Origin of the sequence: Mesorhizobium sp. M7A.F.Ca.US.011.01.1.1, from assembly GCF_003998295.1 — a bacterium.
Taxonomy (GTDB): domain Bacteria; phylum Pseudomonadota; class Alphaproteobacteria; order Rhizobiales; family Rhizobiaceae; genus Mesorhizobium.
Window position 1 is genome coordinate 234,865 of sequence record NZ_RZRT01000005.1, and the last position, 13,977, is coordinate 248,841.

14 protein-coding genes are annotated in these 13,977 nt (G+C 62.1%); 10 read left to right on the top strand and 4 right to left on the bottom strand.

All coding sequences use genetic code 11. From position 1 onward, the window contains the following. Positions 1-5 precede the first annotated feature (5 nt). The 7 genes from EOA13_RS09675 (at position 6) to EOA13_RS09705 (ending at position 6,787) form a co-directional block, all read left to right on the top strand. Entirely contained in the window at positions 6-308 is a 303-nt protein-coding gene (locus tag EOA13_RS09675) for a virulence factor (RefSeq protein ID WP_127258521.1), read from the top strand. Next, complete coding sequence (locus tag EOA13_RS09680) at positions 301-927, top strand: methylenetetrahydrofolate reductase C-terminal domain-containing protein (RefSeq protein WP_127291806.1); 627 nt, start codon at positions 301-303, stop codon at positions 925-927. Before EOA13_RS09675 ends, EOA13_RS09680 begins: the two co-directional genes overlap by 8 nt. Beyond that, on the top strand, positions 924-2,015 hold the full coding sequence (locus tag EOA13_RS09685) for a methylenetetrahydrofolate reductase (RefSeq protein ID WP_063168204.1): 1,092 nt from the start codon (positions 924-926) through the stop codon (positions 2,013-2,015). Before EOA13_RS09680 ends, EOA13_RS09685 begins: the two co-directional genes overlap by 4 nt. Positions 2,016-2,156: 141 nt before the next feature. Beyond that, on the top strand, positions 2,157-3,131 hold the full coding sequence (locus tag EOA13_RS09690; protein ID WP_027034745.1) for a methyltetrahydrofolate cobalamin methyltransferase: 975 nt from the start codon (positions 2,157-2,159) through the stop codon (positions 3,129-3,131). After that, positions 3,082-5,232: an ASKHA domain-containing protein gene (locus tag EOA13_RS09695; protein ID WP_127291809.1), complete on the top strand. Its 2,151-nt coding sequence runs from the start codon at positions 3,082-3,084 to the stop codon at positions 5,230-5,232. Before EOA13_RS09690 ends, EOA13_RS09695 begins: the two co-directional genes overlap by 50 nt. Positions 5,233-5,425: 193 nt before the next feature. Beyond that, positions 5,426-5,605, top strand: coding sequence for a hypothetical protein (locus EOA13_RS09700; protein ID WP_348629751.1), 180 nt, complete (start codon positions 5,426-5,428; stop codon positions 5,603-5,605). A gap of 234 nt (positions 5,606-5,839) precedes the next feature. Next, positions 5,840-6,787 (top strand): alpha/beta hydrolase, encoded by a 948-nt coding sequence (locus EOA13_RS09705; protein WP_127291812.1) that lies wholly within the window; start codon positions 5,840-5,842, stop codon positions 6,785-6,787. 27 nt (positions 6,788-6,814) lie between these two features. Here the strand turns inward: EOA13_RS09705 and EOA13_RS09710 are convergent, their stop codons facing one another. Continuing rightward, the gene (locus tag EOA13_RS09710; protein ID WP_127291815.1) at positions 6,815-7,714 is read right to left on the bottom strand and encodes a LysR substrate-binding domain-containing protein; all 900 of its coding nucleotides are present in this window, start codon (positions 7,712-7,714) and stop codon (positions 6,815-6,817) included. 218 nt (positions 7,715-7,932) lie between these two features. Here EOA13_RS09710 and EOA13_RS09715 point away from each other — a divergent pair, with 218 nt between their 5' ends. The 3 genes from EOA13_RS09715 to EOA13_RS09730 all read left to right on the top strand — a co-directional run bounded on the left by EOA13_RS09715 (position 7,933) and on the right by EOA13_RS09730 (position 9,875). Next, complete coding sequence (locus tag EOA13_RS09715) at positions 7,933-8,118, top strand: hypothetical protein (RefSeq protein ID WP_013531162.1); 186 nt, start codon at positions 7,933-7,935, stop codon at positions 8,116-8,118. 338 nt (positions 8,119-8,456) lie between these two features. After that, positions 8,457-8,591 carry a hypothetical protein gene (locus EOA13_RS39345; RefSeq protein ID WP_023812324.1) on the top strand — a complete coding sequence of 45 codons (135 nt, stop codon included), beginning with the start codon at positions 8,457-8,459 and terminating at the stop codon, positions 8,589-8,591. Positions 8,592-8,936: 345 nt separating this feature from the next. Continuing rightward, positions 8,937-9,875 carry a GlxA family transcriptional regulator gene (locus EOA13_RS09730; protein WP_348625597.1) on the top strand — a complete coding sequence of 313 codons (939 nt, stop codon included), beginning with the start codon at positions 8,937-8,939 and terminating at the stop codon, positions 9,873-9,875. Positions 9,876-9,951: 76 nt separating this feature from the next. Here EOA13_RS09730 and EOA13_RS09735 read toward each other — a convergent pair whose 3' ends face one another. The 3 genes from EOA13_RS09735 to EOA13_RS09745 all read right to left on the bottom strand — a co-directional run bounded on the left by EOA13_RS09735 (position 9,952) and on the right by EOA13_RS09745 (position 13,954). After that, positions 9,952-10,293: a peptidase inhibitor family I36 protein gene (locus EOA13_RS09735; protein WP_023812325.1), complete on the bottom strand. Its 342-nt coding sequence runs from the start codon at positions 10,291-10,293 to the stop codon at positions 9,952-9,954. A 155-nt stretch (positions 10,294-10,448) separates the two neighbouring features. Further along, entirely contained in the window at positions 10,449-11,297 is an 849-nt protein-coding gene (locus EOA13_RS09740) for a DUF1194 domain-containing protein (RefSeq protein ID WP_127291818.1), read from the bottom strand. Between the two features lie 95 nt (positions 11,298-11,392). After that, a complete protein-coding gene (locus EOA13_RS09745; RefSeq protein ID WP_127291820.1) occupies positions 11,393-13,954 on the bottom strand; it encodes an FAD-dependent oxidoreductase in 2,562 nt (853 codons plus the stop codon). Positions 13,955-13,977: the final 23 nt, after the last annotated feature.

Below are 13,977 nucleotides of genomic sequence, written 5' to 3' on the forward strand. Positions count from 1 at the left end.
AATTCATGGCCGATCTGATCGTCGTCTACTGGCGCGATATCCCCGCCCAGATCATCGTCAAGAAGGGTCGGCAGAACGCCAAACGTGAACTGCCGCTGCGCTTCACCGAGGCGATCGACATGTGCGCCATGCGCACTGGCGCCGGCGGCACCGACGACTATCTGGCCGAATGGCGCAAGGCCGATCCCATTCCGGTTGGCGACGACCTCGAAGCCGAGGTCGAGAAGGCTTTTCAGGACATCGACACGAAATATGACCGTGAGCGGCTGGTCGCGCTGGTCAAGGCGGGCGGCAAAGAAAATGTCTGAGACCATTCCTGCCAAGGAGGGGCCGGCTGTTACCCAGGCCACTCTGGTCAAGAAGGCAGCGCCGAAATCCGACTACAAGCCGGCCGACGTGTCGCCGCAACGGCGCGTGCAGCGTTCCTTTGCGGTTCGGCTGTGGTCTGTGCGGCACTCGCGATTGCTCGAATGGTTCTACGCCAAATTCGCCGACATGTTCCTGCTCCTCCATCCCCTCTGGAAGGGCATAGGCTACGGCCGCATCGAAGGGCCGATCAAATTCGTCGAGAAGCGCGTGAAGGGCTTCATGTTCGACTGCCGCATGTGCGGCCAGTGCATCTTGTCCTCGACCGGCATGTCGTGCCCGATGAACTGCCCCAAGCAATTGCGCAACGGCCCTTGCGGCGGCGTCCGCGCCAACGGCAATTGCGAGGTCGAGCCCGATATGCCCTGCGTCTGGGTCAAGGCCTGGGAAGGCTCGCAAAACATGGTGCACGGCGACAGGATCCTGACCGTGCAGAAGCCGGTCGACCAGTCGCTGCGCGAAACCTCGGCCTGGCTGCGGGTGACCGCGCAGGCGGCCACCGCGCGCGAAGCGGCCGCTGCCGCCAAGAATGAGACGGCCAACACCGGGGCGTCGGCATGATCGGCCGCCAGCGCGACGAGAACCCGGCTGGCATCCACCTGCCGCTCGAACCCCTGCCCGGCCACACCTCGCGCGGCCGGCTGGAACGCGTCCTGCGGCGCGGCGAGTTCGCGGTGACCACGGAACTCAACCCGCCCGACAGCGCCGATCCGGAAGACGTCTATAACAGGGCGAAGATCTTCGATGGCTGGGTCGACGCCATCAACGCCGTCGACGCATCGGGCGCCAATTGCCACATGTCGTCGGTCGGCATCTGTGCGCTTTTGACCCGCATGGGCTATGCGCCGATCATGCAGATCGCCTGCCGCGACAAGAACCGCATCGCCATCCAGGGTGACGTGCTCGGTGGTGCCGCCATGGGCGTCGCCAACATGCTGTGCCTCACCGGCGACGGCGTGCAGGCCGGCGACCAGCCCGGCGCCAAGCCGGTGTTCGACCTTGACTGCATGTCCCTGTTGGAAACCTGCCGCATCATGCGCGACAATGGCAAGTTCCTGTCCGGCCGCAAGCTGACGACGCCGCCGCAGCTTTTCCTGGGTGCTGCGATCAACCCGTTCGCGCCGCCGATCGATTTCCGCCCGCATCGCCTGGGCAAGAAGATCGCCGCCGGCGCGCAATTCGTGCAGAGCCAGTATTGCTTCGACGTGCCGATGTTCCGCACTTACATGCAGAAGGTGCGCGACCTCGGCTACACCGAAAAATGCTTCATCCTGGTTGGCGTCGGGCCGCTGGCCTCGGCCAAAACGGCCAAGTGGATCCGCTCGAATGTGCCGGGCATCCATATTCCCGATTCGGTTATCAAGCGGCTGGAAGGCGCCCAGGACCAGAAAAAGGAAGGCAAGCAGCTCTGCATCGACATCATCAACGAGGTGAAGGAAATATCAGGCGTTTCCGGCGTCCATGTGATGGCCTACCGGCAAGAGGAATATGTCGCCGAGATCGTCGATGAATCGGGCGTGCTGAAGGGCCGCCAGCCGTGGAAGCGTGAGATTCGCCGCGACGACCAGATGGTCGCCGATCGGCTCGAGCACATACTGCACGACGACATTACCGAAACGCAGGTGGACATGGTGAAGACCGCGCACTGATGTATGTCGCCCAAAAGGGGGAACCGGTTTTGGGACAACGACATACTTTAACTCGAGGCGAAGCGCGGACGGCCCTCCATTCGCTTGAACGAAACCAGATAACGATATAAAGAAATCTTTATATCACGGCGGAGAGAATTCATGACCCGTACCATCGTCGCTTCGGCGACACGAGAAATCATCATCGGCTTCGACCAGCCGTTCTGCGTGATCGGTGAACGCATCAACCCGACCGGCCGCAAGAAGCTGGCCGCCGAGATGATCGCGGGCAATTTCGAGACCGTCATCAGGGACGCGCTCGAGCAGGCGGCCTGCGGCGCCACCATGCTCGACGTCAACGCCGGCGTCACTTCGGTTAACCCGAACGAGACCGAACCCGGCCTTTTGGTGCAGACGCTGGAGATCGTGCAAGGGCTGGTCGACCTGCCGCTGTCGATCGACAGTTCCGTCACCGCAGCGATCGAAGCCGCACTCAAAGTTGCCAAGGGCCGCCCGCTGGTCAACTCCGTCACCGGCGAGGAAGAAAAGCTCGAAGCCATCCTGCCGCTGGTGAAGAAGTACAATGTGCCTGTCGTCGCCATCTCCAACGACGAGACCGGCATTTCCATGGATCCGGACGTGCGCTTCGCCGTCGCCAAGAAGATCGTTCAGCGCTGCGCCGATTTCGGCATTCCGGCGCATGACGTCGTCGTCGATCCGCTGGTGATGCCGATCGGCGCGCTGGGCGACGCCGGCCGCCAGGTGTTCGCGCTGCTGCGCCGCCTGCGCGAAGAGCTCAAGGTCAACACCACATGCGGCCTGTCCAACATCTCCTTCGGCCTGCCGCACCGCCACGGTATCAACGCCGCCTTCATCCCGATGGTGATCGGCGCCGGCATGACCTCGGCCATCATGAACCCGGTGCGTCCGCAGGAAATGGAAGCCGTGCGCGGCGCCAATGTGCTGAACGGCACCGACGAGAACTGCACCAACTGGATCCGCACTTACAAGGATTACAAGCCGGCCGAAGGCGGCCAGGCGATCGCCGCCCCGACCCAGGTCAATGCTCCGGGTGATGGTGCTAGCAATGGAGGTCGCCGCCGTGGCGGCCGTGAAGCCCGGATGGGCCGAGGATAAGCGCGCAATCGTGAATTCACCTGCAAACATCACCGACCCCCTCGTGCTGTTCATGCCGTCGGGCAAGCGCGGGCGTTTTCCAGTTGGAACGCCCGTGCTAGACGCCGCGCGCCAGCTTGGCGTCTATGTCGAAAGCGTCTGCGGCGGACGCGCCACCTGCGGACGCTGCCAGATCGAAGTGCAGGAAGGCAATTTCGCCAAGCACAAGATCACCTCCTCCAACGACCACATCACGCCCAAGGGTGCCAAGGAAGAGCGCTATGAGCGCGTCCGCGGCCTGCCCGAACGGCGCCGCCTCTCTTGCTCGGCGCAGATCCTCGGCGACCTCGTCATCGACGTGCCGCAGGATACGGTCATCAACGCGCAGACCATCCGCAAGGATGCCGACACCAGGGTGATCGCCCGCGATGCGGCGATCCGCATGTGCTATGTCGAGATCGAAGAACCCGACATGCACAAGCCGCTTGGCGATCTCGACCGGCTGAAGATCGCGCTGATGCACGACTGGGGCTTGAAAAGCCTTGATTTCGATTTTCATCTGCTGCCGCAGGTGCAAGGCATCCTGCGCAAGGGCAACTGGACCGCGACCGCCGCCATCTACAAGGATGCCGATTCGGAGACCGCGCGCGTCGTAGCACTTTGGCCCGGCCTCAAGAACGAAGCCTATGGGCTGGCTTGCGACATCGGCTCGACCACCATCGCCATGCATCTGGTATCGCTGCTATCGGGCCGCGTCGCCGCCTCGTCCGGCACGTCGAACCCGCAGATCCGCTTCGGCGAGGATCTGATGAGCCGCGTCTCCTATGTGATGATGAATCCTGACGGGCGCGAAGGCATGACGGTCGCCGTGCGCGAGGCCATCTCGGGTCTCGTCGACAAGGTCTGTGCCGAAGGCAATGTCCAGCGCAACGACATCCTGGACAGCGTCTTCGTCGGCAATCCGATCATGCACCATCTGTTCCTCGGCATCGATCCGACCGAGCTTGGCGGCGCGCCCTTTGCGCTGGCCGTTTCGGGCGCCGTGCATATCAAGGCATCCGACATCGGCCTGAAGCTCAACCAGGGCGCCAGACTCTACATGCTGCCTTGCATCGCCGGGCATGTCGGAGCGGACGCGGCGGCCGTCACGCTGTCGGAAGGCCCGCATCGCCAGGACGAGATGATGCTGATCGTCGATGTCGGCACCAATGCCGAGATCGTACTGGGCAATCGCCAGCGGGTGGTTGCGGCCTCCTCGCCCACCGGCCCTGCCTTCGAGGGTGCTGAAATCTCCGGCGGCCAGCGCGCCGCACCGGGCGCGATCGAGCGCGTGCGCATCGACCCAGACACGCTGGAGCCGAAATACCGCGTCATCGGCTCGGAACTGTGGTCCGACGAACCGGGCTTCCTGGAAAGCGTCCAGGCAACCGGCGTCACCGGCATCTGCGGTTCCGGCATCATCGAAGTGGTGGCGGAGATGTATCTCGCCGGCATCATTTCCGAGGACGGCGTCATCGACGGCGGGCTTTCGGCCCGTTCGCCGCGCGTCACCGCCAACGGCCGCACCTTCTCCTATGTGCTGAAGGAAGGCTCCGCCGCATTGACGGAAGATGGGCCGAAGATCACCATCACCCAGACCGATGTGCGCGCCATTCAGCTTGCCAAGGCAGCGCTTTATGCCGGGACCAAGCTGTTGATGGAAAAGCAGAACACCGAGCATGTCGACCGCATCCATTTCGCCGGCGCCTTCGGCTCCTTCATCGATCCGAAATACGCCATGGTGCTCGGCCTGATCCCGGATTGCGACCTCGACAAGGTCTCGGCCGTCGGCAACGCCGCCGGTGCCGGCGCCCGCATGGCGCTGCTCAATCGCGGCTACCGCCGCGAGATCGAGGACACGGTCAGCAAGATCGAGAAGATCGAGACGGCGCTGGAACCGAAATTCCAGGAGCATTTCGTCTACGCCATGGCGCTGCCCAACAAGGTCGATCCGTTCCCGAAACTGTCGGCGGCGGTGAAACTGCCGCCGCGCAAGACGGTCAGCGAGGACGGCGTTGCCGGCGACGCCGCTCCGCGACGGCGTTCGCGCGAAGGCCACGCCGCCAGGCGTGGACGGGAATAAGCGGCCGCGCCCAGGCCACCGCCTTTCCAAACTCATTTGCATGCAAATGTTTCCGGATCGCTTGATCCGGAAACCAAAACGCTGTTTTCGTGAAATTCGCCAGATACATGGCAGGCGCATTCAACCGGCATCGAATGGCAGGCTGGAGATATCTTTCAGCCGTCGCAACGCTCCAGAGGAGACAACGATGTCAATGCTCGAAAGCCTCGGCCGCTATGGCACGGCCATCAAGAATGCTCACGACCGCAGCAAGGCGCGGCGCTTGTTGAACAGCCTGCCGCCTGAGATTCAGAAGGACATCGGCTGGCCGGTGTCGCCGCGATCCAGCGAAAAGGCAGCACTCATCAACACCATCTGGAGCGCCGCGCGCTGATGACCTTCGCCGACAAATGCAAATTGCTCGGCATGCGCCGGGGATCTCGCATGTCCCCGGCGACCACCAGCAACCGGCTGCGTGCCGCACTTTTGCCGCGCCGCTGAGCATCGCGGCGCGGATCACACCACCGTGTAGATACGGCGCGAATCTTGACATTTTCGGCCACGGCACGATCTTCGAAGATAGTGGGGGGTTCTCTTAGTCGGCTTTGGCCGAAGTTCGCGTATCCGCATGCCAAGTTTGAAAAGCCATGTCGTGTCTTTTGTCCTGCGGCACAGCCGCAAGCAGGCATTTGCCAGTCCGGAAAATCTGCAGCGCTGGATCGCGGCCGCGCGCAAGACCGAGAACCACCGGCCGCCCGCCTCGCTGCACCAGCGTCTCGACATCGAGATGCATGCGGTCGATGGCTTCCCCGTCTACGAAATCGCACCCAGGACCGGCGAGCAGAAGCGGATTCTCTACTTGCACGGTGGTGCCTATGTCTTTGAAATCACACCCTATCATTGGCACCTAATCGCCGAGATGGCGGAGCGGCTGGGCTACGGGATCACGGTGCCGATCTATCCAATCGCTCCCGAACACGATTTCCATGCCATGTTCGGAATGGTTGGCGATGTCTACCGGCAGATGCTCACCGAGACGGAAGCCGAAGACATCGTCTTCATGGGCGATTCCGCCGGCGGCAATATGGCTGTGGTGCTGACCATGATGGCCGCCGAAGAAGGACTGCCCCTGCCGTCGCGGCATGTGCTCATTTCGCCGGGTCTCGACGTGTCGCTCACCAATCCCGCAGTGTTCGAGGCGGAACGCAACGACCCTTGGCTGGGCATAGCTGGCGGACGAGAGGCAATTCGCCTGTACAGTGCCGGCATCGATCCCAGCGATTGGCACATCAGCCCGGTCTATGGAGATTTGTCCGTGCTGCCAAGAACGCTGCTTTTGACCGGCTCGCGCGATCTTTTGACTCCCGACAATCTGATCTTCGCCGAAAAAGCCCGCGCAGCCGGCGTTGAAATCGATCTTGTCTATGAGGAAGGCATGTTCCACGTCTGGCCGCTGATCGACATGCCGGAAGCGCGGCGCGCCCGCGAGCGCATCGTCGCCTTTCTCGGGGAGAGCCGGATCGTGCACGATACGAGAGTAAGGCATGAACAGCGCCCCGCCGAAGCGGCGGAGTAGCTCTATACTATCGTCCTTGCCAGCCGGTCAGAACTTGCCGGTTTCCCGGAAGACTTCGAAAGTCGCGCGGATGTGGTCGGCAACGGCCTTGACCGGGGCACTGGCATCCGGCGCCACCACCATCGCCAGATTGTAGGTCCCGATGTCGGGCATGCCGTCCTTCGGGCAGAGTTCGACCATGTCGTTGCCTAGGAACGACTTCGGCAATGGCGCCACGGCGAGATCGGACATGATCGCGGCGCGCTGGCCGGCCGTGTGCGCGCTCATATAGGCGATGCGGTAGTTGCGGCCCTCGCGGCCAAGCGCGTCGAGCGCCCCGGCACGCCAGGCGCAGCCCTCTTCCCACAGCGATACCGGCAAGGGCTCGCGCAGATGCGCACAGCCGCCCTTGGCACCGGCCCAGACGATCGGCTCGGTCAGCAGCACCTCGGCGCCGAGCGCGCTGGTCTTGTAGGAATTGGTCAACAGCGTGATGTCGAGCGCCCGGTCGTCCATGCGCCGGCGCAGATTGCTGCTCTGGTCTATGGTGACGTCGACGGCGATCGACGGATGCGACTGCGCGAAACGCTTCAGCACATGCGGCAGCACGCGCTCACCGTAATCGTCCGGCGAGCCAAGCCGCACCACACCGACAATGTCGGGAATGATGAACTTCGACACCACCTCGCGATTGATGGACAGCAGCCGGCGGGCATAGCCGAGCAGCATCTCGCCGTCCGTGGTCAGCGACACCGAGCGAGCGTCGCGCGCGAACACGGAGCGGCCGAGAATGTCCTCGAGCTTCTTGATCTGCATGGAAACGGCCGACGGCGTGCGGAACACGGCATTGGCGGCGGTGGTGAAGCTGCCGGTCTCGGCAATCGCCACGAACGTGCGCAAAACATCGAGATCGAGCAGTGGCAGCGGATGATTGAGCGGGGCGTTCATGGCAACCGACCTTCAATTTTTCTGATACAAAACATCATTCCATTTCGTTTGATTGAACATCAGATTGGGAGGATAGTCAACTCCATCGAAGCAGTAGCTGCCACAAGCAGCCATGAAACGACCTCGACACAGACCTGCATTCGACACGAAATGAAGTTGAAACAAACCCGCAGTAGCCAACTCGCTGTCTGGCACTAGCCAACCCAAAGGAGAAAGAGATGTCTATCCTGTCGTCCCTTGGTCGCATCGCGACCGAATTCAGCGCGGCACGCGCCCGCTACCAGACCGAGCGCGCTATCCGCTCCCTGCCGATCGAACTGCAGAAGGATATCGGCTGGCCTGAAGCTTCCGACACCAAGACCGGTACTCGCAATGGCATCGGATCCTGGGCTGGAGCAAAGTAGATCGTGTGTACCATGTGCTGAAGGCCTGCCGCGCAGCCCGCCCGGCAGGCCTTCTCTGTTTTATTTGTATTCAACTGAGCTTTGGAGCCATGTCGCCGGCGCATGACGCATATGAGAAAGCCGCATAGCAGCGCCTGTTTCCAACTAATGCCTTGTAAATAATCGTAAATTTTGGGCACCTTGCTCAAATCTGTCGCTATCGATGTCGCATTTCATATCAAGCGCTTCGCTTTTGCGATTTAGTTTCTGCTTACACAAGCCTATATCGGCGCCAGCAAACGAGCTGCCCCACTCCATCAAGCGAAGGCGACCCGTCTAAGCAACAAATGGAGATGATTATGAAGCTTTTTGCACGCCTCTTTGCCCGCCGCGAAATGAACCTGACCACCGCTCTCGAGCGTCAGCGTCTTGCCAACACCATGCCCGGCCAGACCGGCGCCATGAATGCGGCGCGCCTCGGCTTCATCGCCTGAAGATTTCTAGAGGCGGCGCATCCCTGCCGCTGCTTTAAAACTGCAACGCCGCCTGGCTCCAGCCAGAGCGGCGTTTTGTTCTGCGCGCAGGCCGTACGTTGCCCGTCCCTTGAACAGTTCGTGCCACTTCCAGGGCTCGCTGCACGCCGATTGCCCATTTGCGACCCATGTCGCAAATTTAATCTTGTCGGAGCGGCGTAGCCGATTGACAGACATGGTTTTTCCTGATGTCGCTATGCTATTCGCGACATCCTGTTCGCGCCATGGCTGTGTGAGGTTCCCTTGAACGCGGTAAAGCATCCGATCAAGCGATCGTTTGTATTCTTCCTTATTCCCGATTTCACCATGATCGCTTTTGCGACCGCGCTCGACCCGTTGCGTTCGGCCAATCGCATGCTCGGCTACGAGGCCTATCGCTGGCGCCTCGCCAGCATCGACGGCAAGCCGGTGCGCGCCTCGAACGGGGTCGAATGCGCGGTCAACACGTCGCTCGAGGATGAACGCAAGAAGATGGCAGGTCCCGACCGGCCGAACATGGCCATCGTCTGCAGCGGCATCAATGTCGAGCGCTACCAGAACAAGTCCGCCTTCGCCTGGCTGCGCGAGGAATACAATCGCGGCGTCGCCGTCGGCGGCCTGTGCACCGGCGCGCATATCCTCGCCGCCGCCGGGCTTCTGTCCAACAAGCGCTGCGCCATCCACTGGGAGAACCTGCCGGGCTTTTCCGAGGCGTTTCCGAAGGCCAATGTCTTTGCCGACCTCTTCGAGATCGACCAGAATATCTATACCTGCGCCGGCGGCACTGCCGCGCTCGACATGATGCTGAAGCTGATCGGCGACGACTTTGACGAGAACCTCGTCAACCGCGTCTGCGAGCAAGTGCTGACCGACCGCGTACGCAGCCCCACCGACCGCCAGCGCCTGCCACTACGCGCCCGCCTCGGCGTCCAGAACTCGAAAGTGCTGACCATCATCGAGCTGATGGAGGGCAATCTGTCGGAGCCGCTGTCACTGATCGAGATCGCCGACCATGTCGATCTGTCGCGCCGCCAGATCGAGCGGCTGTTCCGCACCGAGATGGGCCGCTCCCCCGCCCGCTATTATCTCGAAATCCGGCTCGACCGCGCCAGGCATCTGCTAATCCAGTCGTCGATGCCGGTAGTCGAGGTGGCGGTCGCCTGCGGCTTCGTCTCGGCATCGCATTTCTCCAAATGCTACCGAGAACTCTACGCCCGCTCGCCGCAGCAGGAGCGCGTCGACCGCAAGCAGCTGCTGGCGGCCTGATCCGATACGCCCACGGACAAACAGGCTAGTGTCATGATGTCGTCAGGCAGCGGCGTCCCGCTGCCTGAAACCAACCTCAGTAATCATCGCAGGTGCATTCCGCCGAGGAGATACGGTCGTTCCAGTCACTGCCGCCCAAATTGCGGATCCTGCGCGTGATCTCGATCGAGCGGCCGCCCATCCGAGAATCCTCATAGGCCACGAGCGTGCAGCCGCGGCGAACGATCACCGACGACACACGGTCATTCCAGAACTGGCCGCCACGAAAATTTACGGAATCCTCGGCACCCATGCCGATGGACCGCCCGCGAAAATTCCCGTTCTCGAACATGATGCAGGCAGCCTGGTTGTATTGGGCGCTGGCGACGTCGGCATACAGCACGGACGCGACTGCGGTCAGGATGGCAAGACGTCTCATCGGTTTTTCCTCGGTTCGGCAGCGCTCCTGGCTGGGTCACGCGGCCTGCCCAGTTTGCCACTGCTTCGGTCGCGGAGGCAAGCCTGGAGCTTAAGCCCGAGCAGATAGGCAATGGGAGCCGGTTCGGCAAAGATCACGCTCAATGGGGAAGAGCTTTAGCGGCTGTCGAACATCCAGCTGCGGTTTCGCCACATTTTCTCGCCGACCAGACAGTCGGTGGTGGATCTCTCCTGTGCCAATATCACCGGCGGATGGGCGGCTTCTTCCGCCGCCCATTGCGGCGAGGCCGGACCGGCGAGTTCCAACACCAGCTTGCGGCGAATGGCTTCGGGAAACTGCGTCCAGTCATTGACCGGGATCATGAAGGCTCCGGGACCACCAATGACGCAGTCGCTGTAGTAGCGATCGAGATTGCTGACGTCGTAGGCGCCGGTGAAGCCGCCTCGCGTCATCAGCGGCAGACCGTTGATGACGATGCCTTGCTTGATCAGCTCGTCGCGGGTCAGGTTGACCGGCGCGCCCTGATTGTTGGGGCCGTCGCCCGAAATGTCGATGACCCGCTTCGTGCCTCGGTAGCCGCTTTCGGCGAACAGGTCGTTGCCGAACTCCAGCGCTCCGGAGATCGAGGTGCGCCGCGCGCTGTTGGGCGGCTGCGCCGGCAACTGCGCAACCAAGCGCTCGGCGTCGGTGCGGCTGGCGATCACCGTCCACGGCACGATGACGCGCTGCCAGGTGGTACCGGCCCATTCGACATAGGTGACGGCGATCTTGCCATGGGCGCCATTGGCAATGGCCTGCAGCACATTGTCGTGCGTCAATGCGGCTGCGTAGCCATGACGCTGGATCTCGAGCTCTTCCGGCGACATCGACAGCGAAACGTCGACCGCCAGCACCAGCTCGACATCGACAGGCTCATCCGCAAGGGACACTGGCGCCAGCCAGAGCGTTAGCGCGAATGCGGCGCAGCCTGAGAGGAAATGTCTTGCGCGGGCAAAAGCAGACATGCCGCAAGGGTAAGCGAGAATCGTCTGTTTAAGAAGAGAAAAGCGCGGCCGATGGCCAGGCTTTTGCCTTCATGCCTTTTGCGCCTGCCGGGCGATCAGCTGCGCGGCTTCAAATTCTCCGGATCGTAGAGTGGCTTGTAACCGACAGCGGCGACTTCAACCGGATAGGTCTCGCCGAAATACTCGATGGTGAGCTTGCGGCCTTCCTGGGCGTAGGCCCATGGCAGATAGGCGAGGCCGATGTTCTTGCCGATGGTCGGGCCATAGGCCATCGACGTGGTGAACGACCGGCGGCCGAGTTCGTCGACCAGCGTCTCGCCGGTCTTCGGGTCCATCACCGGCATCGTGCCGACAGGATAGCGGGCAACGCCTTTGGAATCGACATTACTGGTCATCACCAGCGTGCACAGCATGGCCGGTTGGTGCTCGCGGGCGCGGTATTCGACATGCTTGGCCTTGCCGCAAAAGTCATTCTCCTTGACCTTCGGACGCGCAAGATCGGCTTCGAGCAGGTTGTACTCGGTCAAAAGGTCGGCGTTCTGCAGGCGCAGGCTCTTTTCCATACGGCGGGTGTTGGCATAGGTCTCAACGCCGAAGGGCATCACGCCGGTCGAGCGCAGCGCGTCCCAGACGGCCAGGCCGTCCTCGTAGCGCATATGCAGTTCCCAGCCCTGCTCGCCGACATAGGAGATGCGGAAAGCGGTGATATCCTTGCCGCCGATCCGGACCGGCTTGATCGCCGCGAATGGGAAGTTCTCAACAGAGAGCCCGTCCGGATTCTCGACCACCTTCTGCAACGTCGCCCGGGCGTTCGGCCCCCAGATGCCGATGGTGACATATTTCTCGGTCACGTCGGTGATGGTGACGTCGAAATCTTTGTCCTGTGCCGTGCGGCGCATGTACTGGAAGTCGCGCGGACCGGCGTCGGCGCCATCGATCAAACGGCAGCGGTCGGCCATGCGGATGACGGTGAAGTCGGCGCGCACCATGCCTTCCTCGTCGAGGAAGTGGGTGTAGATACCCTTGCCGATGTTGTTGTCGCCGCCGATCTTGGCCGCGCACAGCCATTCCAGCAGCGCGACATGGTCCGGGCCTTCGATGTCGTACATGGCGAAATGCGACAGGTTGACGATGCCGCAATCCTCGCTCATGGCGAGATGTTCGGCATTGGAGACGCGCCAGAAATGGCGATTGTCCCACTCGTTCTCGCGCACCGGCACCCGGTTGCCGTATTTTTCCAGCAGATGCTCATTGGCGGCATAGCCGTGGGCGCGCTCCCAGCCGCCCAGCTCCATGAAATATCCGCCGAGTTCCTTCTCGCGCTCCCAGAACGGCGAACGTCTGATGTTGCGGGCCTTGGAGAAAGGCTCGCGCGGGTGCACGGCCGGATTGTAGACCTTCATGGCCGTCTCGGTGCAGCGATCCCAGATGAACTGCTCCTTGGTCTGGTGCGGATAGAACCGCGCATAGTCGATGGCATGGTGATCGATCGCGGTGCGGCCGTCGGTCATCCAGTCGGCGATCAGCTTGCCCATGCCGGGACCATCCTTGACCCAGATGGCGACCGCATACCACAGGCCCCGCACCCTCTGGCTTTCGCCCATGGACGGGCCGCCATCAGCCGTCACCTGGAGAAGCCCGTTGAAGGAATGGCTCTCATTGTAGCCGAGTTCGCCGAGGATCGGCGTCAGTTCCATGGCGCGTTCGAGCGGCGCCAGGATCTGCTCCATGTCGAGATCGCGCTGCGACGGCGACAGCCGCGCCTGGTCTTTTTCAAGCAGGTCGCGCGGATGGCAAAGGCGCGGGTTGGTCTCTTCGTAATAGCCCCATTCGATCTGCCCGCCCTCGGCGGTCCTGGGATCGCCGGTGTCGCGCATATAGGCCGAGTTGCCCTGGTCGCGCAGCAGCGGCCAGCCGATCTCCTTGCCGGTGCCGGCGAACTCGTTGTAGGGGCCGAAGAAGGTCAGCGGATGGTCGATCGGCATGACAGGCAGATCCTCGCCGACCATTTCCGCGATCAGCCGGCCCCATATGCCGGCGCAGACGATGACATAGTCGGCCTCGATGGTGCCGCGATCGGTCACCACGCCTGAAATGCGGCCGTCCTTGACGACCAGCGACCGAGCCGGCGTGTTGGCGAAGGATTTGAGCTTGCCCGAGGCTTCCGCCTGGTCGACCAGCTTGCCGGCGACCGTCTGCGACCGCGGGATGACCAGACCGGCATCGGGATCCCACAGGCCGCCCTGCACCATTGCTTCTTCGATCAGCGGAAATTTTTCCTTGATCTCGGCCGGTTCGATCAGACGGGCGCGCGTGCCAAACGCCTTGGCGGAGGCGATCTTGCGCTTGATCTCTTCCATGCGGCTGTCGTCGCCGACGCGCGCGACCTCAAGGCCGCCGATACGCGCGTAATGACCCATCTTCTCGTAGAAATCGATGGAGTAGAGCGTCGTCCAGCACGACAGGAAATCGTGGCTGGTCGTGTAGCAGAAATCGGAGGCATGCGCGGTCGAGCCGATATCGGTCGGGATGCCTGATTTGTCGATGCCGACAATGTCGTCCCAGCCGCGTTCGATCAGATGATGGGCGATCGATGCGCCGACAATACCGCCCAGGCCGACGATGACGACCTTCGCCTTTTTCGGAAACTCTGCCATTGCCCGCGACTCCAAAGTGATAA

Excerpts from the sequence above, each read along its gene's own strand:
- EOA13_RS09675 (WP_127258521.1), top strand. The coding sequence starts at position 6 with ATGGCCGATCTGATCGTCGTCTACTGGCGCGATATCCCCGCCCAGATC.
- EOA13_RS09680 (WP_127291806.1), top strand. The coding sequence starts at position 301 with ATGTCTGAGACCATTCCTGCCAAGGAGGGGCCGGCTGTTACCCAGGCC.
- EOA13_RS09685 (WP_063168204.1), top strand. The coding sequence starts at position 924 with ATGATCGGCCGCCAGCGCGACGAGAACCCGGCTGGCATCCACCTGCCG.
- EOA13_RS09690 (WP_027034745.1), top strand. The coding sequence starts at position 2,157 with ATGACCCGTACCATCGTCGCTTCGGCGACACGAGAAATCATCATCGGC.
- EOA13_RS09695 (WP_127291809.1), top strand. The coding sequence starts at position 3,082 with ATGGAGGTCGCCGCCGTGGCGGCCGTGAAGCCCGGATGGGCCGAGGAT.
- EOA13_RS09700 (WP_348629751.1), top strand. The coding sequence starts at position 5,426 with ATGCTCGAAAGCCTCGGCCGCTATGGCACGGCCATCAAGAATGCTCAC.
- EOA13_RS09705 (WP_127291812.1), top strand. The coding sequence starts at position 5,840 with ATGCCAAGTTTGAAAAGCCATGTCGTGTCTTTTGTCCTGCGGCACAGC.
- EOA13_RS09710 (WP_127291815.1), bottom strand. The coding sequence starts at position 7,714 with ATGAACGCCCCGCTCAATCATCCGCTGCCACTGCTCGATCTCGATGTT.
- EOA13_RS09715 (WP_013531162.1), top strand. The coding sequence starts at position 7,933 with ATGTCTATCCTGTCGTCCCTTGGTCGCATCGCGACCGAATTCAGCGCG.
- EOA13_RS39345 (WP_023812324.1), top strand. The coding sequence starts at position 8,457 with ATGAAGCTTTTTGCACGCCTCTTTGCCCGCCGCGAAATGAACCTGACC.
- EOA13_RS09730 (WP_348625597.1), top strand. The coding sequence starts at position 8,937 with ATGATCGCTTTTGCGACCGCGCTCGACCCGTTGCGTTCGGCCAATCGC.
- EOA13_RS09735 (WP_023812325.1), bottom strand. The coding sequence starts at position 10,293 with ATGAGACGTCTTGCCATCCTGACCGCAGTCGCGTCCGTGCTGTATGCC.
- EOA13_RS09740 (WP_127291818.1), bottom strand. The coding sequence starts at position 11,297 with ATGTCTGCTTTTGCCCGCGCAAGACATTTCCTCTCAGGCTGCGCCGCA.
- EOA13_RS09745 (WP_127291820.1), bottom strand. The coding sequence starts at position 13,954 with ATGGCAGAGTTTCCGAAAAAGGCGAAGGTCGTCATCGTCGGCCTGGGC.